The organism is Thermosynechococcus sp. M3746_W2019_013 (assembly GCF_015296045.1).
In the GTDB taxonomy this organism is placed as follows: domain Bacteria; phylum Cyanobacteriota; class Cyanobacteriia; order Thermosynechococcales; family Thermosynechococcaceae; genus Thermosynechococcus.
The window spans coordinates 1-24,880 of the sequence record NZ_DVDW01000048.1 but is presented as its reverse complement, the minus strand read 5'-3'; the positions used below and the strand labels follow the sequence as shown (position 1 = coordinate 24,880).

At 53.5% G+C, this 24,880-nt stretch carries 23 protein-coding genes and 1 tRNA gene; 13 read left to right on the top strand and 11 right to left on the bottom strand.

What is annotated here, in order from left to right; translation table 11 throughout:
- Window positions 1-2 precede the first annotated feature (2 nt).
- Window positions 3-1,172 (top strand): glycoside hydrolase family 10 protein, encoded by a 1,170-nt coding sequence (locus tag IGQ16_RS08735; RefSeq protein WP_024124411.1) that lies wholly within the window; start codon window positions 3-5, stop codon window positions 1,170-1,172.
- Here IGQ16_RS08735 and ilvB read toward each other — a convergent pair.
- From ilvB to efp, 3 genes are all read right to left on the bottom strand, one after another.
- Entirely contained in the window at window positions 1,169-2,977 is a 1,809-nt protein-coding gene (ilvB, locus tag IGQ16_RS08730) for a biosynthetic-type acetolactate synthase large subunit (RefSeq protein WP_024124412.1), read from the bottom strand. The two genes, IGQ16_RS08735 and ilvB, sit on opposite strands and share 4 nt — an antisense overlap.
- A 194-nt stretch (window positions 2,978-3,171) precedes the next feature.
- Window positions 3,172-3,651: an acetyl-CoA carboxylase biotin carboxyl carrier protein gene (gene accB, locus IGQ16_RS08725; RefSeq protein ID WP_024124413.1), complete on the bottom strand. Its 480-nt coding sequence runs from the start codon at window positions 3,649-3,651 to the stop codon at window positions 3,172-3,174.
- Window positions 3,652-3,662: 11 nt separating this feature from the next.
- The gene (gene efp, locus IGQ16_RS08720; protein WP_011057134.1) at window positions 3,663-4,220 is read right to left on the bottom strand and encodes an elongation factor P; all 558 of its coding nucleotides are present in this window, start codon (window positions 4,218-4,220) and stop codon (window positions 3,663-3,665) included.
- Between efp and IGQ16_RS08715 the strand changes: the two genes are divergently transcribed.
- From IGQ16_RS08715 to IGQ16_RS08700, 4 genes are read left to right on the top strand one after another with little or no spacing between them, the layout of a single operon-like run.
- Window positions 4,219-4,365: a hypothetical protein gene (locus IGQ16_RS08715; protein WP_157869649.1), complete on the top strand. Its 147-nt coding sequence runs from the start codon at window positions 4,219-4,221 to the stop codon at window positions 4,363-4,365. The genes efp and IGQ16_RS08715 overlap by 2 nt on opposite strands.
- A gap of 35 nt (window positions 4,366-4,400) precedes the next feature.
- The gene (locus tag IGQ16_RS08710; RefSeq protein WP_024124414.1) at window positions 4,401-4,643 is read left to right on the top strand and encodes a NifU family protein; all 243 of its coding nucleotides are present in this window, start codon (window positions 4,401-4,403) and stop codon (window positions 4,641-4,643) included.
- A 28-nt stretch (window positions 4,644-4,671) separates the two neighbouring features.
- Complete coding sequence (locus IGQ16_RS08705) at window positions 4,672-5,148, top strand: CRR6 family NdhI maturation factor (RefSeq protein ID WP_024124415.1); 477 nt, start codon at window positions 4,672-4,674, stop codon at window positions 5,146-5,148.
- Between the two features lie 3 nt (window positions 5,149-5,151).
- Window positions 5,152-6,408 carry an FGGY-family carbohydrate kinase gene (locus IGQ16_RS08700; protein ID WP_024124416.1) on the top strand — a complete coding sequence of 419 codons (1,257 nt, stop codon included), beginning with the start codon at window positions 5,152-5,154 and terminating at the stop codon, window positions 6,406-6,408.
- On the opposite strand, the gene IGQ16_RS08695 is transcribed toward IGQ16_RS08700, so the two are convergent.
- From IGQ16_RS08695 to IGQ16_RS08675, 5 genes are all read right to left on the bottom strand, one after another.
- On the bottom strand, window positions 6,384-7,772 hold the full coding sequence (locus tag IGQ16_RS08695; protein WP_297061097.1) for a GTP-binding protein: 1,389 nt from the start codon (window positions 7,770-7,772) through the stop codon (window positions 6,384-6,386). The genes IGQ16_RS08700 and IGQ16_RS08695 overlap by 25 nt on opposite strands.
- Window positions 7,773-7,834: 62 nt before the next feature.
- Window positions 7,835-7,908: transfer RNA gene (locus IGQ16_RS08690), tRNA-Arg, on the bottom strand.
- A 37-nt stretch (window positions 7,909-7,945) separates the two neighbouring features.
- Window positions 7,946-8,536: a peroxiredoxin gene (locus IGQ16_RS08685; RefSeq protein ID WP_297061094.1), complete on the bottom strand. Its 591-nt coding sequence runs from the start codon at window positions 8,534-8,536 to the stop codon at window positions 7,946-7,948.
- Between the two features lie 29 nt (window positions 8,537-8,565).
- Window positions 8,566-9,750, bottom strand: coding sequence for an NAD(P)H-quinone oxidoreductase subunit H (locus IGQ16_RS08680; RefSeq protein ID WP_024124419.1), 1,185 nt, complete (start codon window positions 9,748-9,750; stop codon window positions 8,566-8,568).
- An 88-nt stretch (window positions 9,751-9,838) separates the two neighbouring features.
- Entirely contained in the window at window positions 9,839-11,128 is a 1,290-nt protein-coding gene (locus IGQ16_RS08675) for a glucose-1-phosphate adenylyltransferase (RefSeq protein WP_024124420.1), read from the bottom strand.
- A 143-nt stretch (window positions 11,129-11,271) separates the two neighbouring features.
- Between IGQ16_RS08675 and IGQ16_RS08670 the strand changes: the two genes are divergently transcribed.
- From IGQ16_RS08670 to IGQ16_RS08650, 5 genes are all read left to right on the top strand, one after another.
- The gene (locus IGQ16_RS08670; protein WP_024124421.1) at window positions 11,272-11,475 is read left to right on the top strand and encodes a hypothetical protein; all 204 of its coding nucleotides are present in this window, start codon (window positions 11,272-11,274) and stop codon (window positions 11,473-11,475) included.
- A gap of 21 nt (window positions 11,476-11,496) precedes the next feature.
- On the top strand, window positions 11,497-11,988 hold the full coding sequence (gene psbV, locus IGQ16_RS08665; protein WP_024124422.1) for a photosystem II cytochrome c-550: 492 nt from the start codon (window positions 11,497-11,499) through the stop codon (window positions 11,986-11,988).
- Between the two features lie 30 nt (window positions 11,989-12,018).
- A complete protein-coding gene (psbV2, locus tag IGQ16_RS08660; protein WP_024124423.1) occupies window positions 12,019-12,546 on the top strand; it encodes a photosystem II cytochrome PsbV2 in 528 nt (175 codons plus the stop codon).
- Window positions 12,547-12,645: 99 nt separating this feature from the next.
- Complete coding sequence (petJ, locus tag IGQ16_RS08655) at window positions 12,646-12,984, top strand: cytochrome c6 PetJ (RefSeq protein WP_024124424.1); 339 nt, start codon at window positions 12,646-12,648, stop codon at window positions 12,982-12,984.
- Window positions 12,985-13,210: 226 nt separating this feature from the next.
- Window positions 13,211-17,272, top strand: coding sequence for a GAF domain-containing protein (locus IGQ16_RS08650; RefSeq protein WP_297061090.1), 4,062 nt, complete (start codon window positions 13,211-13,213; stop codon window positions 17,270-17,272).
- Window positions 17,273-17,280: 8 nt separating this feature from the next.
- Here IGQ16_RS08650 and IGQ16_RS08645 read toward each other — a convergent pair whose 3' ends face one another.
- The 3 genes from IGQ16_RS08645 to rpsF are packed head-to-tail and all read right to left on the bottom strand — an operon-like array spanning window position 17,281 to window position 20,196.
- Window positions 17,281-18,150, bottom strand: a complete 870-nt coding sequence (locus IGQ16_RS08645) for an S-methyl-5'-thioadenosine phosphorylase (RefSeq protein WP_024124425.1) — start codon at window positions 18,148-18,150, stop codon at window positions 17,281-17,283.
- Window positions 18,151-18,201: 51 nt separating this feature from the next.
- The gene (locus IGQ16_RS08640; RefSeq protein WP_297061087.1) at window positions 18,202-19,812 is read right to left on the bottom strand and encodes an ABC transporter substrate-binding protein; all 1,611 of its coding nucleotides are present in this window, start codon (window positions 19,810-19,812) and stop codon (window positions 18,202-18,204) included.
- 39 nt (window positions 19,813-19,851) lie between these two features.
- A complete protein-coding gene (gene rpsF, locus IGQ16_RS08635) occupies window positions 19,852-20,196 on the bottom strand; it encodes a 30S ribosomal protein S6 (RefSeq protein WP_024124427.1) in 345 nt (114 codons plus the stop codon).
- Window positions 20,197-20,311: 115 nt separating this feature from the next.
- Here rpsF and IGQ16_RS08630 point away from each other — a divergent pair, with 115 nt between their 5' ends.
- From IGQ16_RS08630 to glpX, 3 genes are all read left to right on the top strand, one after another.
- Window positions 20,312-21,121 carry a fumarylacetoacetate hydrolase family protein gene (locus tag IGQ16_RS08630; RefSeq protein ID WP_024124428.1) on the top strand — a complete coding sequence of 270 codons (810 nt, stop codon included), beginning with the start codon at window positions 20,312-20,314 and terminating at the stop codon, window positions 21,119-21,121.
- 296 nt (window positions 21,122-21,417) lie between these two features.
- Window positions 21,418-23,652 (top strand): glycoside hydrolase, encoded by a 2,235-nt coding sequence (locus IGQ16_RS08625; RefSeq protein ID WP_297061083.1) that lies wholly within the window; start codon window positions 21,418-21,420, stop codon window positions 23,650-23,652.
- A gap of 173 nt (window positions 23,653-23,825) precedes the next feature.
- Window positions 23,826-24,869, top strand: coding sequence for a class II fructose-bisphosphatase (glpX, locus tag IGQ16_RS08620; RefSeq protein WP_126986280.1), 1,044 nt, complete (start codon window positions 23,826-23,828; stop codon window positions 24,867-24,869).
- The last annotated feature ends 11 nt before the right edge of the window (window positions 24,870-24,880 follow it).

Sequence of the window (24,880 nt, the reverse complement as noted above, 5' to 3'; positions counted from 1 at the left end):
CCATGCTGCGTCGTCGTGTTTGGTTGTTGTTCATTCTCTTCTGTTGGAGTTTGTGTTGGGCGATTGGGCCCGTACAAGCACAAAACCCAAGGTTCATTCGTGGGGTTTGGCTGACCAAGAATGATTTCCCAATCCTGCGCGATCGCCCGCGGTTGGTGGCAGCCCTCAATGATCTACAGCGACTAAACTTCAACACCCTTTACCCCGTTGTCTGGAATTCCGGCTATGTCAGTTTCCCCAGTACTACCGCCAAGAATTTGGGAATTCAGCCCTTTGTGCTGCGGGGAATCCAAGACTACGAGATTCTTGCCGAACTCACCCAGCAGGCGCACTGCCGTAATCTCTTAGTCATTCCCTGGTTTGAATTTGGCTTTATGGTGCCAGAAACCTCAGAACTCGCCCTTGCTCATCCGGACTGGCTCACCCAGGCTATCAATGGTCAGACCACTCGCTTAACAGCGGCCGGGGAAGTGGCTTGGATGAATCCCTTTCATCCACAAGTACAAGAATTTCTCACCAATATTGTCCTTGAGGTACTGCGGCAATACCCGGTGGATGGTGTGCAGTTTGATGATCACTTCAGCCTGCCCGTGGAGTTTGGCTACGATGACTACACCCGTGCCCTCTATCAGCAGGAAACCCAAAAGCCCGTTCCCGACAATCCCCGTGATCCGGACTGGATGCGCTGGCGTGCTGACAAACTCACTGCCTTTGTGCAAACGTTGCGGCAGCGAGTAAAGCAGGAATTTCCCAATGCCATTTTTTCCCTCTCACCGACCACATTGCCAACCGCCTACCAAACGTTTCTCCAAGATTGGCCGCGGTGGGTCGCCCTTGGACTCCTCGATGAAGTAATTGTGCAAGTGTATCGCTACCATCTCTCCAGCTTTGTGCAACAGTTGACGCAGCCGGAGATACGCCAGGCCCAAGCTAAAGTTCCCACTGCCGTTGGTGTCCTCACGGGGCTACGTACCAACCCTGTGCCGATGGCCCTAGTGGATGCCAAGGTAGAGGCTGCCCTGCGAGCCGGGTTAGGAGTGTCCTTTTTCTCCTTTGAAACCCTGTGGGAACGGGGTCCGGATCCCCGCGATCACCGCCAAAGTCGGCTCCTCTTTCATTTTCGCCAGCCCCTGCCACGGCGGCTCTTTAACCAAACTTGTCCAAGGACCTAGAGCTTGCTGCCACACTCTGGACAAAAGCGATGGGTTGAAATGGTCTTGGCTCCACAATTGGCACAGTAGACCAGTTCAGCAGCCTTTTCAAGAACCTTGGCTTCCGGCAGACCAAGCATTTGAGAGTTAGGCTTGCCGGGGGCAACCATCGGGTAGCAGTTTTCATCGCGGGTGACATGGGCATCCAGCAGCACTGGCCCATCGTAGGCCAAAACCTCTTGGACAATGGCATCCAAATGCTGGCGATCGCTCACCCGTAACCCCTTAACCCCATAGGCCTCCGCCAATTTCACAAAATCGGGCATCCCCTTGGCCATATTGGAATGGGAATAACGCTCCTCGTAAAAGGCCTGCTGCCATTGCCGCACCATTCCTTGCCAAAAGTTATTAATAATGACAGTCTTGACAGCAATACCGTACTGAGCCAAGGTGGCCAGCTCTTGGGAATTCATCTGGAAACTGGCATCGCCACTAATACAAATCACCTGTTGATCGGGCAAGGCCACTTTGACTCCCATAGCCGCAGGCATACCAAAACCCATTGTGCCCAAGCCAGCACTAGAGATCCAACGCCGAGGGCCATTTTTCAGGAATTGTGCTGCCCACATCTGGTGCTGACCCACATCAGTGGTGTAATAGGCATCGGGGGCGTGACGGCCAAAAGCCACAATTACCTCCTGCGGCGAGAGTTCACCACTGGGTTCGGGAACAATGAGGGGATAATCCTGTTTCCAGATATTGATACGCTCTAGCCAGGCTTGGGTCTGAGGTTCAACAGCTTGACCACTGTCTTCAATGTGCTTGAGAAGCTGCTGGAGCACTGGTTTGACGCTGCCAACAATCGGCACATCAGGTACACGGTTTTTGCCCACCTCAGCAGGATCAATGTCAATGTGAATGACCTTAGCGCGGGAGGCAAATTCATCCAGCTTACCGGTCACGCGATCGTCAAAGCGTGCCCCCACAGCAATTAGCAGATCACATTCACTGACGGCAAAGTTGGCATAGGCGGTGCCATGCATCCCCAACATACCCACAGAGAGGGGATGGGACTCAGGAAAGGCCCCCTTCCCCATGAGTGTTGTGGTCACCGGAATCTCGAAGAGCTCGGCTAACTTGAGTACCTCCTCGTGAGCACCCGCTGTAATTGCCCCGCCCCCCACATAAAGCAAAGGTCGCTTGGCCTCACGAATCAATTGGACCGCTTGGGCAATTTGACGGGCATTGCCGCGAATCGTGGGGCGATAGCCCCGCAGCTTGACCTGCCCCGGCTCGACCGGCTCATACTCACAGACCTCTAACCCCACGTCCTTGGGAATATCCACAAGCACAGGCCCAGGCCGACCAGTGGTGGCAATGTAAATGGCCTCAGCAATGATCCGTGCCATGTCCTTGGCTGCACGCACTACGTACGAGTGCTTAACAATGGGCAGCGTAATGCCAAAAATATCTGTTTCCTGAAAAGCATCCGTGCCAATGGCAGAGCGAGGTACCTGACCCGTGATCACCAGTAGCGGAATTGAATCCATGTGGGCTGTGGCAATGCCTGTCACTAAGTTGGTCGCCCCTGGTCCCGAAGTAGCAAAACACACCCCCACTTGACCTGTGGCACGAGCGTAGCCGTCAGCGGCATGGGCTGCCCCCTGTTCGTGGCGCACCAGAATGTGCTGAATGATGCCCTTGGACTCAGCACGGTAAAGTTCATCATAGATGGGTAAAATGGCTCCACCGGGATATCCAAAAATATGCTTAACACCGTGACGGCATAGGGTATCAATCAGAATGTATGCTCCAGTTGCTTGCACAGGCCGACCTCGTCAGGCAGTGGTGGTAGATATTTTTAAATTCTAATTTTTCAATGAGGGTCTCGGCAAGAGCGCAACGGCTTGAAAGCATTGAATTCTTGGCCTTCAACTCCTCAATGCTTAACATATCTTTGCAATTAGTCCCTGCCTTTTTTGGCGGCAAGAACAGCGTTTATTTAAGTATTTAAGTTCACTTAGCTAGGCAAAATGCGCATTAAAGTTTGGCCATACTCAATTGGTTCAGCATTTTGCACCAGAATTTCCACCACTTGGCCATTGACTTCGGCTTCAATTTCGTTCATCAGCTTCATGGCTTCAATGATGCAAACCACTTGGCCTTTTTTGACTGTGTCACCCACTTCAACAAAGGGGGGTTCATCGGGAGCAGGGGCACGATAAAAGGTTCCGACCATTGGCGCCACAATATCTATGGTTTTGCGATTGGCAGGGGGTGGCGTTGGTTCCGGATCGGGGGTAACGGCTGGAGGGGGCGCAGGTGTGGGTGTGAGGGTTGATGCCGGAGCTGGAGCCACAACCACAGGGGTGCTGCCACTGATCTGCTCACGCTTGCGGAGTTGAAGTTCTAGTTCGCCACTCTTGAGGTTGAGTTCGGTGACGCTGGTTTGGTCAAACATTAGTAGCAGTTCGCGTACTTGGTTGAGGTCAAGCTCCACACCCATTACTCCTATTCGCGGCCAAGATACGTATCTGAGCGAGTGTCAATGCGAATCCGTTCGCCTACGGAGATAAATAACGGTACCATGACTTGGGCACCGGTTTCGACAATGGCGGGTTTTGATCCACCGGTGGCGGTATCTCCTTTAACTCCCGGATCGGTTTGCACCACTTCTAAAACAACGGAGTTGGGTAGCTCCACCTCAAGGACTTGCTCACCCCATTTGACGATATTGACCTCCATGCCTTCCTTGAGATACTTGGCGCGATCGCCCACTTGTGCAGGGGTGAGGCGAGCTTCCTCATAGCTTTCCATGTCCATAAAGACATAGTCTTCGCCATCTTTGTAAGTATGCTGCATGGTGCGTTTTTCAAGGGTGGCTTGGGGAACAGTCTCGCCGGCGCGGAAGGTGCGCTCAATCACGTTGCCCGTTTGCACATTCTTTAACTTTGTCCGCACAAAGGCAGAACCCTTACCGGGTTTGACGTGCAAAAATTCGACGACTCGCCAGACAGCACCATCTAGCTCAATACTTACACCGGGGCGAAAATCATTACTGGAAATCATGTCCTACCGTGCAGTTCACCAAGCTATTATTGTATCCCTGAGCGCTGCCGTTCCTAACCCTGTTGAGCAGATTTCCCTAGAGCAGGATCCATTGGCACCCCTTGGAATTCCCAAAGGGCGATCGCTCCTGTCAATGCTACACTGAAAATCAATGTGAATGATACGCCAAGGACAGTAACAATGGCTGCAACCCTTGAATTGAGTCAAGAAAACGTCGAAAAAGTCCTTGATGAACTCCGCCCCTATTTGATGGCCGATGGCGGCAATGTCGAGCTGGTGGAAATTGAGGGGCCTGTGGTACGGCTGCGGTTGCAGGGTGCCTGTGGTTCCTGCCCCAGCTCAACCATGACGCTGCGCATGGGCATTGAGCGCAAGTTGAAGGAATCCATTCCAGAGATTGCTGAAGTCCAGCAGGTTCCCTAAGTTACTGGCTGCTGGGGAGAGATAGAAAATGGCGATCGCCATCGAGTTAACCCCAGAGCAGATTGATCGTCTGGACTTATCTCCCCTACAACAAGTACTTAACCCCCTGACTGCAGAGCAGCTTCTGGATTACCACCAAGCACTGCGTTTTACGATTGATTATCCGCGGCCAGTGGATGAGCCTGATCTGGAACTTTCGGAATTGGCGCCCGTGCGCCTTTGGTTCATTCGTGCCGATGTATCCTACCCGTGGCTGCCCTACTTACTGGATTGGTCAGCGGGTGAACTGGTGCGTTATGGGGCGATGCTGGTGCCCCACGAATTTCATCCGCAGCAGGGGATTATCTTCAACCCGCAAGCCCTTGATATTTTTGTGATGACCAAGGTGTTTACCCTTTGGCAATGGCTACGGGGCCAGGGCTATCCTGCCATTGAAAAAATTAAAGGCATGGCGGCGATGTTTGGCTATGAGCTGGATAGTGAGCTCTTTACGCTCCTCCAATAAGTCATGGGAAAAACGGTCACAGCCCTAGGCGTTGATTTTGGGACCTCGGGGGCACGGGCGATCGCCATCGATCCTGAGGGCAATGTTCTGGCTACTGCCCGTCGGCCGCTACACCAACCCGATCAACCCCAAGAATGGGCAGCAACATTGTGGGCGTTGATTTTAGATATTCCAAGCGCTATCCGTCAGCAAATTCAGCGGATTGCAATTGATGGAACCTCGAGCACTGTTTTCCTCTGTGATGCTCAGGGGCAGCCCTCCTCGCCCGTCCTTTTGTACAACGACGATCGCGCCCAAGATTATCTTCAAAGGTTGCGGCAGATTTTAGCCACAGATCACCTTGTCCTTAGTGCCACCAGTAGTCTGGTCAAGCTGTTGTGGCTCCAGACCCACTATGCCACTGCCAATGCCTTTTTCCTACACCAAGCTGACTGGCTAGCCTTCTTACTTCACGGTCAACTGGGGATTTCCGACTGGCACAATGCCCTGAAGTTGGGCTATGACCCCGCAAAGGAAGCCTACCCCGATTGGTTCAGCCACCCCATACTTGCACCCTTGCAGTCCCTGCTGCCTAAGGTCGTTCCTCCGGGGACCGTTCTGGGAAAGGTCACAGCCACTGATCTAGGCTTCTCTCCAGAGTGTCAGGTGTGTGCGGGTACTACCGATAGCATTGCCGCGTTCTTGGCTAGTGGTGCCTCTGAGGTGGGTGAAGCCGTGACCTCCTTGGGCTCAACCCTTGTGCTGAAGCTTTTGAGTGCCTCTAGGGTAGAGGATTTGACAGCAGGCATCTATAGTCATCGCTTGGGCGATCGCTGGCTCGTGGGGGGCGCCTCCAACTGCGGTGCAGCGATTTTAGCCCAGTTTTTTAGCCCAGAGGAACTCGAACACCTCAGTGTCCAAATAGATGTCAGTCAACCCACGGGTTTGGACTACTATCCCCTACTCAAGCGGGGTGAGCGCTTTCCCATCAATGATCCTCACCTAGCGCCTCGCCTAGAACCACGCCCCGATGACCCGCGCCTCTTTTTGCAGGGCCTCCTTGAAAGTCTCAGTCGCATTGAGGCCCAAGGCTATGCCCAATTGCAGCGTTTGGGTGCCTCACCTCTGAAACAGGTCTGGACAGCGGGAGGGGGTGCCCGTAATCCAGCATGGTTAGCGCTGCGCCAGCAATACCTAGGGGTTCCGGTGGCCATTTCACCCCACACTGAGGCCGCCTATGGAACAGCGCGTCTTGCTCAACTCGGGTACAACTGCTCCTGAATTTCTAACTTCAGCCGATTGAGGATATGGCGCTGATCCAGTTGACTGAGGATTTGCTGAACAACCGTTTTTGGCCCTGCCGCCCCCCAGCCTGCGCCGTTGGCAAAATAGGTTTTGGCCACCTGTCCCATCGTATAGGAGGAAAAGCCAGCTATCCCCGCCTGGGTCATAGCCACCGATAGATAAGGGCCAAGGGAAAGGCCACCGCTCATTGGCGTAGCCAATCCCAACAGTCCCTTGAGGGAACTCAGTCCCAAATTAACGGCAAATTCCCCTAAGCTAATGCTGCCCATGGCAAGGGCAATCGTTTGGAGCAGTTCCTTGGCCCCTGCTTCTGTGAGTTCAATGTCGTAGAGGCGCGAGAGCAGTTGAATCGTCGTCAAGTCAATGACCGCACTGCTGACCATATCGAGAACGGTGACCGGGTTGAGGGCGATCGCCAGCGCCTTAGCAACAGCCCCTTTCCAAATTAGGTGGTTGGCCTCCTGATCCCGCAGTTCCAGCTTGTAGCGGGCCAATTCCTCACTCACCCTATTGGCAAAGAGCATTGAATTGAGAGCAATCAGGGCCTTGCCTTCCCGCTCTAGGACCTCCAAGATTTTCCGTTTGAGGGGTTCCACTTGGGGGGCACCGACAGTCATTTTCACCTGTAGCCGTCCTTGGCTATCCCGCTGCACCTGGGGCACAAGGGGCGCTGCCGCCACCATCACAATTTCTGCGGGGGAGAGGAGTTCCTTGACGCGCTCATCGCGAATTTTGGCATAGATGACCTCGCGATCGGCCTCTGGATACTGATCCACTTTGTTAAAGACCAGAATCATTGGCTTGCCTGCTTGCCGCAACTCACTGAGGGCTTGGTATTCAAGACGAGTCAAGTCCCCAGCAATGACAAAGAGAATCAAATCCGCTTGGGCAGCCACCTCCCGTGCCAGTTGTTCCCGGGCGGCACCATTGACTTCATCTAACCCCGGTGTATCAATGAGGCGAATGGGATTGCCACGCTGGGCTGCAGAGATTTGCCAAAGGGCACTGGCTTCCTCTTGGGTGACACCATGAATGGGTCCAGTGGCAAAGTAGGGTTCTCCGAGCAGCGCATTGAGCAGGGAGGACTTTCCCCGCCCCACCATGCCAAAGACAGCAATTTGCACCACACCCTGGTGGAGTTTGTCGAGCATGGCTTCGAGGTCAGCGATCGCCCGGACGAGGGAAGCTTTTCCAGTGCCAGTTGCTTTGCACTCGCACAGTAATTTTTCAAGAGCACTCTTGGCCGCTGCATAGCTAAGGGCACTTTGGTAGTCTTCAAGGTCATCAATGGTCCCTTGAAGTTCCTTCAGGAGAGACTGCGCTGGCGATCGCTCTATCACAGATGCAACACTGAGGTTACAAAGACCTTACAGATATTTGCCTTTTATTGTAAGGCCAAGGACGGGACTGGTGCGATTTGAACGCACGGCCTAGCGCTTAGGAGGCGCTCGCTCTATCCGACTGAGCTACAGCCCCAAAGGGATACCTTCTATCCTAGCGAGTTTCGACGCTCCTAGGCTGCTGTCGCTACTGTTGCCCCCTGAGCTAAAGCATCAATCTCTTGAAACAAGCGCTCTAGGGGAGCATTGGGTTCTAAAAACGAGAAGAGATGTTTGTAGCGCAGCTTGCCTTCCGGATCAATGAGAAACTGGGCCGGCAGCGGTGCCCCCAGGGCTTGACCCGTGCGGTATTTGCGAAAGACTTGGCAACTGGGGTCATAGAGCAAGGGCATTTTTAGGGCCATATCCACCTTGACCTTTTCGCTTTGCTGGGCATCGGTACTGGTAACCACAAGAACGGCCACTCCCTTGCCTTGAAATGTTTCATAGTTTTCATTCAAGGTCTCGAGATAGGGGTAGCACAGTGGGCAGTATTGGTGCTCCGTGAAGATACGGGTAAACACTAGCAGCAGCGGCTGCTCTTTCCACACCTTTGAAAGGCGAACAGGGGCACTGAGCCCTACAGCGGGCAGCTCCACGTCTGGAACCAGCGCCCCCCGCTGCAGTTGATTTTGGGGCGGTACTGGCCACGCATTTTGCCAAAACCGCTCATTAAAGAGGCCACTAAAGTTGGTAGAGGTGAGGAACGGTAATTGAACAGCCATAGTTTCCTCGCGGGTGGCTCAGTAGTTGCCTAGCGATCGACGGATCCCATAATCACATCGATACTGCCCAGGATAGCCACAATATCGGCCACTTTCATCCCCTTCAGCAACTGGGGCAGCACTTGCAGGTTATTGAAATCCGGTGGACGAATCTTCCAGCGCCAAGGGAAGACGTTGTCATCTCCAATCAGGTAAATGCCCAGCTCCCCTTTGCCCGATTCAACCCGCACATAGTGCTCCCCCTTAGGAATTTTGAAGGTGGGAGACAGCTTCTTGCCAATGTACTGATAGTCAAAGCCGTTCCATTCTGATTTGGCACCCTCCAGCATCCGCTTGGCTTCTAGGTTTTCGTAGGGGCCACCGGGCAGGCCATCTAAGGCTTGACGAATGATCTTCACCGATTCGCGCATTTCCTGAATACGAACAATGTAGCGAGCAAGGCAGTCGCCTTCGGTGGCCACCGGTACATCCCAGTCAAAATCGTCATAGCACTCGTAGTGATCCACTTTGCGCAGATCCCACTTCACACCAGATGCACGCAACATCGGCCCCGATAGCCCCCAGTTAATGGCCTCCTCACGGCTAATTTTGCCCACCCCCTGTAGGCGACGCACAAAGATGGGGTTGTTGGTGATCAGGCGCTCGTACTCATCAACTTTGGGTAGGAAGTAGTCGCAAAAGTCACGGCATTTCGTTACCCAGCCATAGGTGAGGTCAGCGGCCACTCCCCCGATGCGGAAGTAGTTGTTGTTGATGAAGCGCATCCCTGTGGCGGCTTCAAAGAGATCGTAGATGTACTCCCGCTCGCGAAAGATATAGAAAAAGGGCGTCTGGGCACCGACGTCCGCCAAGAAGGGGCCTAACCACAGGAGGTGATTGGCAATGCGGTTCAACTCCAGCATGATCACGCGGATATAGCTGGCGCGTTTGGGCACGGGAATCCCCGCCAATTTTTCTGGCGCATTAACGGTGACCGCTTCGTTAAACATTCCTGCAGCGTAGTCCCAACGACTGACGTAGGGAATGAACATGATGTTGGTGCGGTTTTCAGCAATTTTTTCCATGCCGCGATGGAGGTAGCCAATCACCGGCTCGCAGTCAATGACATCTTCGCCATCAAGGGTCACCATTAATCGCAACACCCCGTGCATTGAGGGATGGTGTGGCCCCATGTTGATGACCATGGGTTCAGTGCGAGTCTCTATCGTGGGCATAGATGGCAGTTCCGCTAGAGGGTTGGAGGCTTACTGTTGATATGCTACACAGGTTTTCACCACTTGCCAATTCAAATTTGCTTATGGCTTAGATAATGGTGCCGTCGGGGATCACGGCATTTTTGATGATGACGACCACACCGCTGCGAATATAGAATCCCTGATCCTCTCGATTGGATTCTTCAACGTTGTCTTTGTTGATGATTTTGACATCGCGGCCAATGCAGGCATTTTTATCCACAATTGCCCGGCGAATGACACTGTTGGCCCCAATGCCGATGGGGATTTTATGTTGCAACCGTAGCTGGCTGCGGTGAGCTGAGTCTTGGTAGTAGTCTGCCCCCATCAGCAGGGAGTGATCAATGACACAGCCGGATTCCACGCGCGATCGCACCCCCAAGACCGAGCGGTGAACTTGGCATTCCTTGAGGATACAGCCCTCACTAATGATGGACTCCGTGATGGTGGCACTGAGAATCTTACTGGGGGGCAAATAGCGGGGACGAGTATAGATGGGGGCGTTTTCATCGTAGAAGCTAAAGGGCGGCTGGGGCTGTTGGGTGAGGGCAAGGTTGGCTTCGTAGAAGGAGCCAATGGTTCCAATATCTTCCCAATAGCCATTGAAGAGATAGGTTTGGACAAGGTGGGAACGGGCCGCAGCGGGGATGATTTCTTTGCCAAAGTCCGTGGCATCGGCCATTTGCTCCAACAGATCAATGAGGACTTGCCGCTTAAAGACATAAATCCCCATCGAGGCAATGTAGGGTTTGCGATGGGCTTCCTCGCTGGTCAGGCCATAGCGGGTGGTGTCCACTCGCATATCCCGGAGGGCATCCCCGCTGGGCTTCTCGCGAAAGTCAGTCACTCGCCCCGTACTATCTACCTTAAGGAGGCCAAAACTAGAGGCCGCCTTTTCCTCCACCGGCAGAACGGAAAGGGTAATATCGGCACCGGTGTCGCGGTGGCGTTGGACAAACAGGCGATAGTCCATGCGGTAGAGGTGATCTCCTGAAAGAATCAGGTATTCATCCACATCCCAGTCCGCCAACAGCCACAGGTATTGACGTACCGCATCAGCAGTGCCCTGAAACCAGTTGGGATTTTCGGGGGTTTGTTGGGCTGCCAGGACTTCGACAAAGCCGCCCGTCAGACCGGGAAAGGTGTAGGTACGGGCAATATGACGATTGAGGGAGGCCGAGTTAAATTGGGTAAGGACGTAAATATTATGGATTTCGGAGTTGATGCAATTGCTCACAGGAATATCAATGAGGCGATATTTTCCAGCAAGGGGAACCGCAGGCTTGGCGCGACGCTTGGTCAGGGGATACAGACGTGTTCCGGCACCGCCCCCAAGGATAATCGCCAGGACTCGTTTCATTGAAAACTCCATCTGAACGGCCACATCAACAGTGTACGCTGTGGCGGCACTTCTCTTTGCGAAGGGGAGGCCTTTTGGTAAAGAAGCTACGTAATGGCATGATAATGATACTTGGTCGTTGATCCCAAGCGGGGAGTGGCAGCATGGGATTTGTGGACATTGCGATCGCGGATCTGGCGGCGGACTACGGCGTATCGGTCGAAACGGTCTGTGCGTGGTGCGATCGCTTAGGTATCCGCTATACCAGCCCACAAACACGCTTGCCCCTGGAAGATGCCAAAGCAATTATTTTGGCGTTGACGACCCCGGCGCCCGCCAACGATCAACCAGACACACCGCAATCGTAAGACCTGCTTATTGGGAGAACTATGTTAAAAAAATGCGTTTGGCTTGCGGTCGCTCTCTGCCTCTGCCTCTGGCAACTCACCACGGGCACAGCACTGGCCGCCGAACTGACCCCTGAAGTCCTGACTGTCCCCCTCAACAGCGAGGGCAAAACAATTACGCTGACGGAAAAACAATACCTAGAGGGTAAGCGCCTCTTCCAGTATGCTTGTGCCTCCTGCCATGTGGGAGGGATCACCAAAACCAACCCCAGCTTGGATTTGCGCACGGAAACCCTGGCCCTAGCCACGCCGCCACGGGACAACATTGAAGGCCTGGTGGACTACATGAAGAACCCCACCACCTACGATGGTGAGCAAGAAATTGCTGAGGTGCACCCCAGTCTGCGCAGTGCCGACATTTTCCCGAAAATGCGCAACCTGACGGAGAAGGATTTGGTGGCGATCGCCGGCCATATTCTCGTCGAACCCAAAATCTTGGGTGATAAATGGGGCGGTGGCAAAGTTTATTACTAATGACTCGTAACCAGGATTTCCCCAACACCCATGTACCAACCTCACTTTTGGCAACGATCTATCGGCTGGCTTTGTAGTGGTCTTTTGATTCTGCTGCTGACCTGGGCAATGGCGCCGGCAACAGCACTGGCAATCGCCGGTGTAGATAACTATGTGATCCAATACCTCAAGGTAACGGATACCGTAGAACTACCCCTCAATGCTCGCGGTGAGACCAAAACGTTCACCGCAGTTGATTTGACCCGTGGCAAGCGGCTCTTTGAGGAAAACTGCAAAAACTGCCATGTCGGTGGCAGTACGTTACCCAATCCTTTGGTGTCACTCTCTCTGAAGGATCTCAAGGGGGCAACGCCGCCACGGGATACGATCGCCAGCCTCGTGGCTTTCCAGCGATCGCCGCGATCCTACGATGGCAGCCAAGAGAGTTATTCCTGTCGCCGCGTGAGTGAGGACTGGTTGACGACGGAACAGCTTGAGACCTTAGCTGCCTTTATTTTGCGAGCGGCAGCCGTAGCCCCCGGTTGGGGCGTAGAAAGCTTTCCGGACAGTGCCCCCTAGGTTGGGAACTTTGCTACACTGACCTTTGATGAATCTTGCACCCCTTGATTTTTGGGGCCTTATCCATACCCTGACGCATTCCATGGAAGGAGAACTCCATTGAAAAAGCTATTCATTAGTGTTTGCGCGATTGCAATGGTTCTATTTGTCGGCCTTACCCCTGTGGCCTTTGCGGCAGATTTGGCCAATGGTGCCAAAGTCTTTAGCGGTAACTGCGCAGCCTGTCACATGGGGGGCGGCAATGTGGTAATGGCGAACAAAACCCTGAAAAAAGAAGCCCTTGAGCAATTTGGCATGTACTCTGAGGATGCCATTATCTACCAAGTGCAGCACGGCAAAAATGCAATGCCCGCTTTTGCCGGTCGTCTCACCGATGAACAAATTCAAGATGTGGCCGCCTACGTGCTCGATCAAGCCGCTAAGGGTTGGGCAGGTTAGGATTGCCCCCTCTGAAAATAACGATAAATAACGATTGAGGAAGGGTGTAGGGCTTGCTTCTACATCCTTTTTTGTTCTGTCACTGCCCTCCAGGTCCTACAAAGAGAAGTAGGGTGTTCTGTACCGCCTAGGGGACCCTCTCTGGCGCCAGGGCAATCCCTATAATGATGAAAGACTTGCATAATGTGCAAGGTTTGCTCCTACAAGAAGGCGGTACATTTGGGCTATGCCTGCTGCTCCATTGCCAGCAAATGAATCGGAACGACAACGTGCCCTTGAGCAGTATCGAGTCTTAGATACGCCCCCGGAACCGATCTTTGACGAGATTACCAATCTGGCGGCAGCAATTTGCCAAACTCCCATTGCTCTCATTAGTCTGGTTGACCGCCAGCGGCAGTGGTTTAAGTCTAAGGTGGGCATTGATGCCTGTGAAACTCCAAGGGACGTTGCCTTCTGTGCCCATGTCATTCTGCAAGATGAGCTAATGGTTGTGCCAGATGCTCGCCTTGATCCGCGCTTTGCCGATAATCCCCTGGTTACAGGCCCCCCCTATATCCGCTTCTATGCCGGGATGCCCTTGGTGACGCCGCAAGGGTATGGGATTGGTACCCTTTGCGTCGTGGACTACCAGCCGCGGGAGCTCAAACCTCTTCAACAGCAAACTCTGCGCACCCTTGGCCGCCAAGTCATTAATGAGCTGGAAATCCGCCATCACTTGGAGCTTACCCGGCAACAACTGGCCCACATCGAGCAGATGAGCAGTCTCCAAGGGGCGATCCTCAATAGTAGTAACCACGCCATTATTGCCACCCGTACCGATGGCATCATTACCTTGATGAATCGAGCTGCCCAGGAATGGCTGGGATACCCTGCCTCAGAACTAGTGGGCAAAGCGACTCCCGAACGTTTTCATGATCCCCAAGAGGTGGAACGCTATGCTCAGATTCTCAGTGCACAATTGGGGGAATCCATTCCTGCGGGGTTTGAGACTCTGGTGGCCCGGGCACGGCGTGGCTTGGCGGATGAGCAGGAGTGGACATTTGTACGGCGCGATGGTTCTTGCTTCCCTGTGTCCCTGTCAATCACCCCAATTCATGATACCCAAGGCCAACTGATTGGCTTTTTGGAGTTGGCAGTTGATATTACTGACAAGAAAAAAATTGAGGCGGAGCTGCGACTGCGGGAGCGAGCCATTGTTGCCAGCACCAACGGCATTGTCATTACCGACTACCGCCAACCAGACAATCCAGTGATCTACGCCAATCCCGCCTTTGAGCGAATGACGGGGTACCGTGCTATGGAAGTGATTGGTAAGAATTGCCGCTTTCTGCAGGGGGGCGATCGCCAGCAGCCGGGGTTAGAAATGCTCCGCAATGCAATTAAAAAAGGTCAATCCTGCCGTGTAGTGCTGCGCAACTACCGCAAAAACGGCCAGCTTTTCTGGAATGAACTTGCCATCTCACCCATTTATAACGAGTTTGGCGAAATTACTCACTACATTGGCATCCAAAGTGATGTCACCGAACGGCAGCGGGCACAGCTGTTTTTACAGCAGCAGGTGAAGCGCACGCTCCTGCTCAATCGTATTACTGAGGAAATTCGCCAGCAAATCGAGCGGGAAAATATCTGCCGTACAGCAGTTCAGCAAGTAGGAGCAACCCTCAATGTCAGTCGTTGCCTTTTGTTTGTCTATCAGGAGAATGCCCCTTCGCCAATGCAACTGGTGGCAGAATACTGTGCGCCGGGAGTGCCCTCTGTCAATGAATGCGACCTTGATTTGACACAGATGCGTGCCCCGTTTCTGGTTTCGGTATTTGCCTCTGATGAGGTATTTAGCTGCGACGATGCGCAAAATGACGATCGCCTCATCCCCCTGCATGCCTACTGCGAAGCCTTGAGTGTGAAATCTGCGCTGATTGTGCGCACGGCCTATCGCAATCAAGCCAATGGTTTACTCATTTTGCACCAGTGCGATCGCCAACGGCGGTGGACAGATGCGATTAAAAGTCTCGTCAAGAGTGTGGCGGCCCAGGTGGGCATTGGCCTGGCCCAAGTACAGCTTCTTGAACAGGAAACCCGCCAACGTCAGCAACTGCAACAGCAAATGCAGCGGGCATTGCTCCTAAATCAAATTACCGAACAGATTCGCCAAAGCCTCGATACGGAAACGGTCTTTGAAACTACTGTGACCCAAATTGGGCAGGCCTTTGGTGTCAATCGCTGCTTGATTCATCGCTATGAACCCGGGCCGCCCCCCCGCATTCCAGATGTGGCTGAGTATCTGGAACCGGGCTACGCCTCCATGAGAGGCATCAGTATACCAGTGGAGAACAATCCCCATGCCTTGGCAGTTCTCAATGCGGATGCTGCTGTTGTCACCAATGATGTGACTCAGGATCCCCTTTTGGCCAATGCCATACACCTGTGCCATCAGTTCCAGATTCAGTCCATGCTGGCTATCCGTACCTCCTATAAGGGGGTGCCCAACGGCATCATTGGTCTGCATCAGTGCGATCGCCAGCGGCAGTGGACCCCCGAAGAAATTGAACTTTTGGAAGCCGTGGCCGCGCAAGTGGGGATTGCGATCGCCCAGGCGGAACTCCTACGCCACGAACAGCAGCAGCGACAATTACTCGCTCAGCAAAATCAAGAACTTGAACAAGCCCGCCTGCAAGCAGAACTGGCCAACCGTGCCAAGAGTGAATTTTTGGCCACCATGAGCCATGAAATCCGCACCCCCATGAATGCTGTTTTGGGCTTTACCAATTTGCTCTTGGATACCCCCCTCAATGAACAGCAACGGGACTTTTTACAAACCCTGCACCAGGCCGGTGAGGCACTGTTAACGATTATTAACGACATCCTTGACTTTTCGAAAATTGAATCCGGCAAATTGGTGCTCGAGCAGCAACTCTTCGATGTCCGCGAGTGTGTTGAGGACGTCCTCAGTCTGCTTGCCAGCAAGGCCGAGGAGAAACAACTAGAACTCCTCTATACCTGCACCCCCGAAACGCCAGCGCAAATCAAAGGGGACGTGACACGGCTGCGGCAGATTCTCGTGAACCTCGTGGGCAATGGCATTAAATTTACCCATGAAGGCCAAGTCGCTGTTCACCTAGGGGTGGTCAAGCGCGAGGGCAAGGATTTTCTCCAATTTCAAGTTCAGGATACAGGCATTGGTATTCCCAGCAATCGCCTCAATCGGCTCTTCAAGCCCTTTAGCCAAGTGGATGCCTCAACCACTCGCCAGTATGGCGGTACCGGCCTAGGGCTAGTCATCAGCAAACGCCTCTGTGAGTTGATGGGCGGCGATATGTCCGTTGAGAGTACCGAAGGCCAAGGCACGACGTTCACATTTACAATCCTCGCTGAGGGAGCAAAACCCTATGTGCCGCCAATGGTTCATCCGGCTTTGGAAGGCAAGCGGGTCTTAGTTATTGATGACAATGCCGCCAGCCGTGAGAATCTCTGCACACTGCTGCAAAACTGGGGCATGTTGCCCATTGGCTATGGCGATCCCCAACTGGTTTTGGAGGCTCTGCCCCAATGGGATTTGGCGGTGATTGATTTGAATATGCCCCAAATGACCGGGCTTGAGCTGGCGGAGCGGTTGCAATCTCAGCCGTCCTTTCAGCAACAACCGATCGTGTTGCTCACGCCCCTGAGTTGGCTGGAACCCCCGAGTCACAAACAACTGATTGCTGCTCACGTGCCTAAACCTATTCGCCCCTTGAGCCTGCGGCAAACCCTGATTAGGGTACTCAGTTGTGAACTGGGAACCCAGTCCGCACTGCCTAAAACAGGCATTGATCCTAACTTGGGCACTCGTTTCCCCCTGCGTATTCTGCTGGCCGAAGATAATGCGGTGAATCAGAAACTGGCCTTGCACCTTCTCAAGCGGATGGGCTACCGCGCCGATGTGGCTGCCAATGGGCTGGAGGTGCTTGAAGCTCTGCAGCAGCGTCCCTACGACGTGATCCTCATGGATGTGCAAATGCCAAAAATGGACGGACTAGAAACAACCGAACGCATCTGTGCTCAATGGCCTCCCAGTCAGCGCCCCTGGATTATTGCCATGACGGCAAATGCCCTAGCGGGCGATCGCGAGCGCTGCTTTGCTGCCGGCATGGATGACTACATCAGTAAACCCATTAAAATTGAAGCCCTTGCCGCTGCCCTCAACCGCTGCCGCTGTCTCAATCCCAAGACCACCTATCCGCAACTGTGTGATCAGACGCACTTTGATAGCGACCATGGTCATCACAGTGCTACCCAATCAATCAGTTAGAGATATTTCTAGAGATATTTGGCTAGGAGCAAGTGGAGTTTCTCCTTAGTGGCTGTGGGTACTTTATCAAGGGGAGTGAGGATAGCATTCTTCAAGGCACAGTGGGCCTTAGAGACCGGTGGATGGGCATGGACACGTTTGACGGTTTCACAGATAATCGCTTGGGCATTTTTGACGTTGCGCTGCAAGTGACCCATAATCATCTCCACCGTTACTGAATCATGCTCTGGGTGCCAGCAGTCGTAGTCGGTAACGAGCGCTAGGGTTGCATAGGCAATCTCCGCTTCACGAGCCAACTTTGCTTCAGGGAGATTGGTCATGCCAATGACAGTTCCCCCCCAAGAGCGATACAGATTGGACTCCGCCAAGGTTGAGAAGGCAGGGCCTTCCATACATACGTAGGTACCTTGGCGATGAAGGGTGACATCGGGTAGGTTCAGATCAGCAATGGCATCCGCCAGAACCCCAGCAAGGACAGGACAAACGGGGTCAGCAAAGCCAATGTGCGCCACAATACCATCCCCAAAGAAAGTAGAAATGCGGTTGCGCGTGCGGTCAATGAACTGATCCGGAACCACGATATCAAGGGGCTTGACTGCTTCCTGGAGCGAACCCACCGCCGAGGCAGACAGGAGGTACTCGACCCCAAGGGATTTGAAGCCATAGATGTTGGCACGAAAGGGAATCTCCGTCGGCAGTAGATGGTGATGGCGGCCATGGCGTGCCAAAAAGACAACGGGAACCCCAGCAATCTTGCCGCAAATAAAGGCATCGGAAGGATCACCAAAGGGCGTAGTCAGGCGTACCTCTTCGACATCGGTAAGAGCCTCCATCTTGTAGAGACCACTGCCGCCAATAATGCCAATTTTTGCAGTCATGGAGATTCCTAAAACACCAATCGGCAATAGCTTAGCACTAGTTGGACGGTTTTAGATGCCACTGAGGGGATTGAACTGGTAGTTGGAGCCCTTGGGGCCATTGGGCCCCGGTGCCGCTTGGACGAGAGGAACCCGATTAAAGGTACCACTGGCGGTTTGCCCCTGAATTTGCACTCCTTGGCGCAGGAGCTGCTGGGTGCTGGCGCGATCGCCCCCTTTGGCCATGGCTTGGGCTAGGGCTTGGGTGGCATCGTAGGCCGTCGTGGTGCGCCAGCTAATCTGACCCCGCCACGCTTGCGCCGCCTGCTGAGCAAAGGGATCATTGGGGTTGGTACTCCAGGGCACCGCCAAAATCATGCCATTGATGGCACTATCTCCCTTGATCAAGAGATCGGGACCGTAGAGTTGATCACTCCCAAAGAATTGTAGTGGCGGAGTCTGGGTTTGATTGGCGATCGCCAGGGCAACGGCCTCGTTGACTCGAGCGCGACTGAAGGCCAAAACCACCGCATTGGCCGCCGCTTGCCGGGCCGCGGTCATCGCCGTGTTGGCATTAAAGCCGGCGGCCACATCCCTCTGTTGCACCACCTGAGCACCAAACTGCGGTAGGACGGCTGTCAACTTGCTTTTCAGTTCATTGCTATAGGGACTATCGCTGTTGTAAAAAAGAGCCACCTTAGCATGGGGTACTTTTTTCGCTACAGCCTCAGCTAGGGTCTGAGCGGCATTGTCAAGGTAGGTGTTGAGGAGTTGTTTCCCTTTTTCATTGAGGGATAGCGTCTGTACCTGCACCCTACTGTTGCCTTGGGGGATGACATTTGTGGTCAGGGGAGAAAGAGCGGCAATCCCTGCTTGTTCGTAAACCTGTAGGGCTGCACGACTGTTGGCGTCGGTACCATGACCCAGTACCCCTTGAATTGAACTGTTGATTAAATCCTCGGCCAAGCTGGTCACACCGTTGGGGCTGTTTTCATTCACAATGACGACTTCGAGGGGACGATTAGGTGCACTGGCATTAAACTGTTCTTGGTATTGAGCCACACCCCGCAGCACTTCCTTGGCGGTATCGGGACTGGTGCCAATGGGAACAACGGCAGCCATTGTCATAGGGTTGCCAGCTTGGCGAGCACGGGCATTGTTGAGATAAATGCGTGACTCTGGATCATTGGGATCGAGGGCAACCAGTTCTTGATATTTGGCGATCGCCAGCGCCCAGTCTCCCCGATCAAAGGCAAGGGCGGCCTCCTGCTTGAGGGCTACTCGCTGGGGATTGGGCTCGCTGATGAGAATGCGTTCCCCTTGACTGATGTAGGCGGCGTTGCGGGCGGTGGTTTTGCTCACCAGTTGGCTGCCACTGGTTGATCGGCCCGACAGCGATGGCGGGTTATTCTCACGGTTGGTCAAGAACAGCCGATAACTGAGGAAGCCCATGCCGCCCATCAGGAGTAAAGCCACCCCAAGGGCCACAGCAACGAGGGGCAGGGGCGATTTTTTGCTGCTATTGGCCCTGCTCGCTGGCTCCATGGCCTCACGGGGGAGCCCACACACCGCACAGTCGGGGCCAAAATTTTCGTAGGGCGGATGGGCACCGCTGGCATTAGGGTAGGTTCTGCCGTTTTTAGGCACACCGTCGCAAATCCAAGAACTGGGAGATGGTGCCATGGTGCCCCCCTTCAAGGGAATGTGAGTCAGTGTACTGTTTTAGGCACGGGCAAGCACAGGATTTTCCTCTTCTGCGTCTTCGGTTTCAGTCTCTTCTTCGAGGACAATCGTCATGAAGCGCAGAATATTTTCATTGAGGCGCATGGCGCGTTCAAGGGGGGCGATCGCCGTCCCCGGAGCGGTATAGGTCATCAGAATATAGTAGCCCTCCCGCAGCTTCTTGATCGGATAGGCAAACCGACGCTTACCGCGATTTTGTACCTTGAGCTTTGTAGCGCCCTGTTCTTCTAAAAAAGCGCGAAATTGGCTAATGGTTTGCTCCAATTGCTCTTCGCCCACATCAGGACGAATAATATAAAGCGTTTCGTAGTTACGTGTGATCATTTAGGTCAACTCCCTTTGGACAAACGGCCTTTTGACGGATGCAAAAAGCAAGGCTTTATAATTCTAGCACCGCAGTTTGCCATTCTTGGCAAGGAGAAAAGGGGACTCATTCACTATGGTGGAACGATTTGTGCGGGTGCAGACCACGGGGGGACAAATTCATTACGGCACACTGCAACTCAATCGTGAAGTGATTATTTGGGATGCAGCACCGTGGCTCCACGGCCAACCCACCCACCAAGTCCTCAGTCCCGATCGCTACCAACTGCTGGCTCCCTGCTCCCCCTCGAAAATCGTTGCTGTGGGGCGCAACTATGTCAAACACGCTGCGGAAATGGGCGATAGTGTTCCCCCTGAGCCATTGATTTTTCTGAAACCACCGACAACGGTTCAAGCCCCCGGCTGTCCCATTTGGTATCCGCCCCAAGTGCAGCGCCTGGACTATGAGGGGGAATTGGCGGTAATCATTGGTCGCCGTACCCGTGCCTGCCCTGAAAATGAAGCCCTTGAGCATATTTGGGGCTACACGATCGCCAACGATGTCACCGCTCGGGATCTGCAACAGCGGGAGCAGCAATGGACACGAGCTAAGGGGTTTGACACATTTTGCCCCCTAGGTCCTTGGATTGTGCGAGAGGTTCCCAGTGATGCGCGGTTGCAAACGTTTATTAATGAGGCGGCACCACCGGTCCAATCAGCAACAATTGATCAGATGGTTTTCTCACCCGCAAAGTTGGTGAGTTTCATTAGTTACGTGATGACACTGCTGCCGGGAGATGTAGTATTGACGGGGACACCCGCAGGAATTGGTCCATTACAAGTGGGCGATCGCGTGCGCGTTGAGATAGAGGGCATTGGCAGCCTACTTTCAGTAGTCACAACACCTGAGACCCCTTGGACACCCTCCTTGGGTCGCGCCTACTAGGAATAACTTGCCCAACGCCACCAATTCAATGCAAGACATTCAACCGAATAGAAAACCGGTTAGACGGGGTTGCAGCTCTTCAGAGCTTTCTGTATTTCTGTAATGGTGAGGAGGGGCGGGCGAGCCATAGCCCATACCTTTGCAACGGCCGACATTAAGATATGACATTAAGATATTAAGGTTTTTGCTGCTTTTGACATTTTACGCAACAAAGTGGTGATAGAAGAAACTCCCCTGAAATACTTGAAATACTAAATACTAGAGGAAGAGTCCTAAATACGGGGGGCAAGTTTGTTGTGGCGTATCCTTTGCATATAGCCTTCATTTGGCACCAGCACCAACCCCTCTACAAAAGTTGTCGCACTGGTCAATACCTGCTCCCTTGGGTACGGCTCCATGGCACTAAGGATTACTTAGACCTGATCCTAATCCTCGCCAAATATCCCCGCCTCAAGCAAACCGTCAACCTTGTGCCCTCCCTGTTGCTCCAAATTCAGGACTATGTCAACGGGACGGCTCTGGATCCCTACCTGACAGCTACACTGACCCCGGTCGAGCAACTCACGGATCAACAGCGCTGGTTTATCATTGAGCATTTCTTTGATGCCCACCACCGCACCATGATTGATCCCCACCCCCGCTATCGTGAACTCTACGAGCAACGGCAAACTCGCGGGAAAACATGGTGTTGGCAAAATTGGCAGCCCCAGGATTATGGGGATTTGTTGGCCTGGCACAATTTAGCGTGGATTGATCCTCTGTATTGGGAGGAGCCAGAGATTGCCCAATGGTTCTCCCAAGGGCGGGATTTTAGCCTTAGCGATCGCCAGCGAATCATTGCCAAACAGCGGGAAATTCTTGGCCAAATCATCCCCCAGCATCGCGCCCTGCAACAGAGGGGTCAAATTGAAGTCACCACCACCCCCTACACCCACCCGATTTTGCCCCTCTTGGTGGATACCGATGCCGCAAAAGTGGCGGTTCCCAACATTGCCTTGCCCCAACAGCGGTTCCAATATCCCGAAGATGTTCCTCGGCATTTGCGGCGGGCCCGAGTTCTTTATGAACAATTCTTTGGGCGATCGCCCCGCGGACTGTGGCCGTCAGAGCAATCCGTAAGTCCAGCTATTCTTGAACCAATTGTCGAGCAAGGATTTGAGTGGATTTGTTCCGATGAAGCAATCTTGGGCTGGACAACGGGAACCTATTTTCACCGCAACGAAGCAGGGGTTGTCCAACAGGCTGATGTTCTTTACCAACCCTACCGCCTGACCACAGCCAAAGGGGATCTCAACATTGTCTTTCGTGATCACCGCCTCTCGGATTTGATTGGCTTTACCTACAGTGCCATGGCTCCCGAAGCAGCGGCAGCGGATTTACTCAAACAGCTTGAGGGCATTCGCCAGCAACTCATTGCCTATGAAAACAGCGGCCAGACCAGTTTACAACAGCCATGGCTAGTGACCATTGCCCTCGATGGTGAAAACTGCTGGGAATATTATCCCCGTGATGGCCTGCCCTTCTTAGAAAGGCTCTATCAAGGGCTGAGTGAGAGCGAGCACTTTGCCTGTGTTTCTGTGGCAGAGTATCTGCAACACTATCCCCCGCGGGCAGTGATTTCGGGCGCTACTCTCCACAGTGGCTCTTGGATTGATGGCAATTTCTGCACGTGGATTGGCGATCCGGTAAAAAACAAAGCTTGGGAGTATTTAGGGGCTGCCCGCCAAACCCTTGAACGTCACCCCGAAGCAACAGAAACAAACAATCCAGCGGCATGGCAAGCCCTTTTGGCGGCTGAAGGCTCTGACTGGTTCTGGTGGTTTGGTGAAGGCCACTCCTCGAACCACGATGCCATGTTTGATCAGCTTTTCCGTGAGCATTTGATGGCGCTCTACACAGCACTGGGGGAGCCGATTCCTGAGGTTCTCAAGGAGCCCTTAGAAGTTCACGAAGCCAAGGATACCTACCCGCCCCAAGGCTTTATTCACCCTGAGATTGATGGGGGCGGTGATGAGCAGGACTGGAACTTTGCCGGCCGGATTCAAATTGGTGGCAGCCGAGGGACGATGCACCGCCAAACCCTGATCAATCGCCTCTGGTATGGGGTGGATCACCTAAATATCTATCTACGTCTTGATGCCCCTACCCAGAAACAGCCCTTTGGCCATGAGATCAGTGCCATCCATTTTTGCTGGTACTACCCCAACAGGGTGACGTACAATAGCCCCCTCTCGGATCTGCGAGATTACCCCGATGAAGCACCCCTGAATTACCTGTACCACCATCAACTGGTCATTGACTTTGAAAACCAACAGATGACCTTCAAGGAGGCGATCGCCAACTATCAGTGGCAAGAGCGCCCCACCCATGCCCGCTATGCCTTGGGCATCTGCCTAGAAGTAGCGATTCCTTGGGCGGATCTGCACCTGCATCCCGATTGTGGTCTTCATCTACTGATTGTGTTGGCCCAGGATGGCTATTACTTGGATCATCTACCCCCAGAGCAACTGCTCTTTTTGACCACACCTTAGACCATAGGGGGCAACCTTTGCTCCACAGCAACAGGAGAGTGCTTAGGCTTCCCGATCAAGCGACCATGGAGGGAGAATAATTTGCAGCGAGAGATTATTTTCTGCGTGCCAAAGTTCTGTAAGCTCAGATAGGAAACCTCTGCGGGATCAACTTGTGCAGTTAGGAGGGTTGTGTGGATAACGTCATCGGCTTAGAGATTATTGAAGTTGTCGAGCAGGCGGCGATCGCCTCAGCGCGGTGGATGGGCAAAGGTGACAAAAACATGGCGGATCAGGCGGCCGTCGATGCCATGCGCAACCGCATGAATCAAATCCATATGCGTGGTCGCATTGTCATTGGTGAGGGGGAACGGGATGAAGCCCCAATGCTCTACATTGGCGAAGAAGTGGGCATTTGTACCCGTCCCGATGCTGCCCAATACTGTAACCCTGAAGAGCTCATTGAAATTGACATTGCCGTTGACCCCTGCGAAGGGACAAACCTTTGTGCCTATGGTCAACCAGGCTCGATGGCAGTGCTGGCCATTTCTGAAAAAGGGGGATTGTTTGCAGCTCCCGACTTTTATATGAAGAAATTGGCAGCGCCCCCTGCTGCTAAGGGCAAAGTGGATATTCGCAACTCCGCGACAGAAAACCTGAAAATTCTCTCTGAATGCCTTGACCGCGCCATCGATGAATTGGTGGTGGTGGTCATGAAGCGCGATCGCCACAATGACTTAATTCAAGAAATCCGCGATGCGGGTGCCCGCGTTCAACTGATCTCCGATGGGGATGTCTCCGCAGCTCTTGCCTGTGCTTTCTCTGGTACCAACATTCATGCCCTCATGGGGATTGGCGCTGCGCCCGAAGGGGTGATTTCTGCCGCTGCCATGCGCGCCTTAGGTGGGCACTTCCAAGGGCAACTGGTCTATGATCCCGCTGTGGTCATGACCAAGGAATGGGCCAATCGCACCCGCGAAGGCAACCTTGAAGAGCTGAAAAAAGCGGGCATCACCGATCCCGATAAAGTGTATGAAGCCGAAGAATTGGCCTCTGGGGAAACGGTGCTCTTTGCCGCCTGTGGCATTACCCCCGGCATGCTCATGAAAGGGGTGCGTTTCTTCAAGGGAGGTGCCCGTACCCAATCTCTGGTTATTTCCACCCAGTCGAAGACAGCACGCTTTGTGGATACGATCCACATGTTCGATAAGCAATTGAAGTCGCTCCAGTTGTACTAAGCACTGACTGC

Excerpts from the sequence above, each read along its gene's own strand:
- IGQ16_RS08680 (WP_024124419.1), bottom strand. The coding sequence starts at position 9,750 with ATGCCCACGATAGAGACTCGCACTGAACCCATGGTCATCAACATGGGG.
- IGQ16_RS08645 (WP_024124425.1), bottom strand. The coding sequence starts at position 18,150 with ATGACTGCAAAAATTGGCATTATTGGCGGCAGTGGTCTCTACAAGATG.
- psbV (WP_024124422.1), top strand. The coding sequence starts at position 11,497 with ATGTTAAAAAAATGCGTTTGGCTTGCGGTCGCTCTCTGCCTCTGCCTC.
- IGQ16_RS08630 (WP_024124428.1), top strand. The coding sequence starts at position 20,312 with ATGGTGGAACGATTTGTGCGGGTGCAGACCACGGGGGGACAAATTCAT.
- IGQ16_RS08675 (WP_024124420.1), bottom strand. The coding sequence starts at position 11,128 with ATGAAACGAGTCCTGGCGATTATCCTTGGGGGCGGTGCCGGAACACGT.
- IGQ16_RS08710 (WP_024124414.1), top strand. The coding sequence starts at position 4,401 with ATGGCTGCAACCCTTGAATTGAGTCAAGAAAACGTCGAAAAAGTCCTT.
- efp (WP_011057134.1), bottom strand. The coding sequence starts at position 4,220 with ATGATTTCCAGTAATGATTTTCGCCCCGGTGTAAGTATTGAGCTAGAT.
- IGQ16_RS08700 (WP_024124416.1), top strand. The coding sequence starts at position 5,152 with ATGGGAAAAACGGTCACAGCCCTAGGCGTTGATTTTGGGACCTCGGGG.
- IGQ16_RS08640 (WP_297061087.1), bottom strand. The coding sequence starts at position 19,812 with ATGGCACCATCTCCCAGTTCTTGGATTTGCGACGGTGTGCCTAAAAAC.
- rpsF (WP_024124427.1), bottom strand. The coding sequence starts at position 20,196 with ATGATCACACGTAACTACGAAACGCTTTATATTATTCGTCCTGATGTG.
- IGQ16_RS08715 (WP_157869649.1), top strand. The coding sequence starts at position 4,219 with ATGTCCTACCGTGCAGTTCACCAAGCTATTATTGTATCCCTGAGCGCT.
- psbV2 (WP_024124423.1), top strand. The coding sequence starts at position 12,019 with ATGTACCAACCTCACTTTTGGCAACGATCTATCGGCTGGCTTTGTAGT.
- IGQ16_RS08650 (WP_297061090.1), top strand. The coding sequence starts at position 13,211 with ATGCCTGCTGCTCCATTGCCAGCAAATGAATCGGAACGACAACGTGCC.
- IGQ16_RS08670 (WP_024124421.1), top strand. The coding sequence starts at position 11,272 with ATGGGATTTGTGGACATTGCGATCGCGGATCTGGCGGCGGACTACGGC.
- IGQ16_RS08685 (WP_297061094.1), bottom strand. The coding sequence starts at position 8,536 with ATGGCTGTTCAATTACCGTTCCTCACCTCTACCAACTTTAGTGGCCTC.
- IGQ16_RS08735 (WP_024124411.1), top strand. The coding sequence starts at position 3 with ATGCTGCGTCGTCGTGTTTGGTTGTTGTTCATTCTCTTCTGTTGGAGT.
- IGQ16_RS08705 (WP_024124415.1), top strand. The coding sequence starts at position 4,672 with ATGGCGATCGCCATCGAGTTAACCCCAGAGCAGATTGATCGTCTGGAC.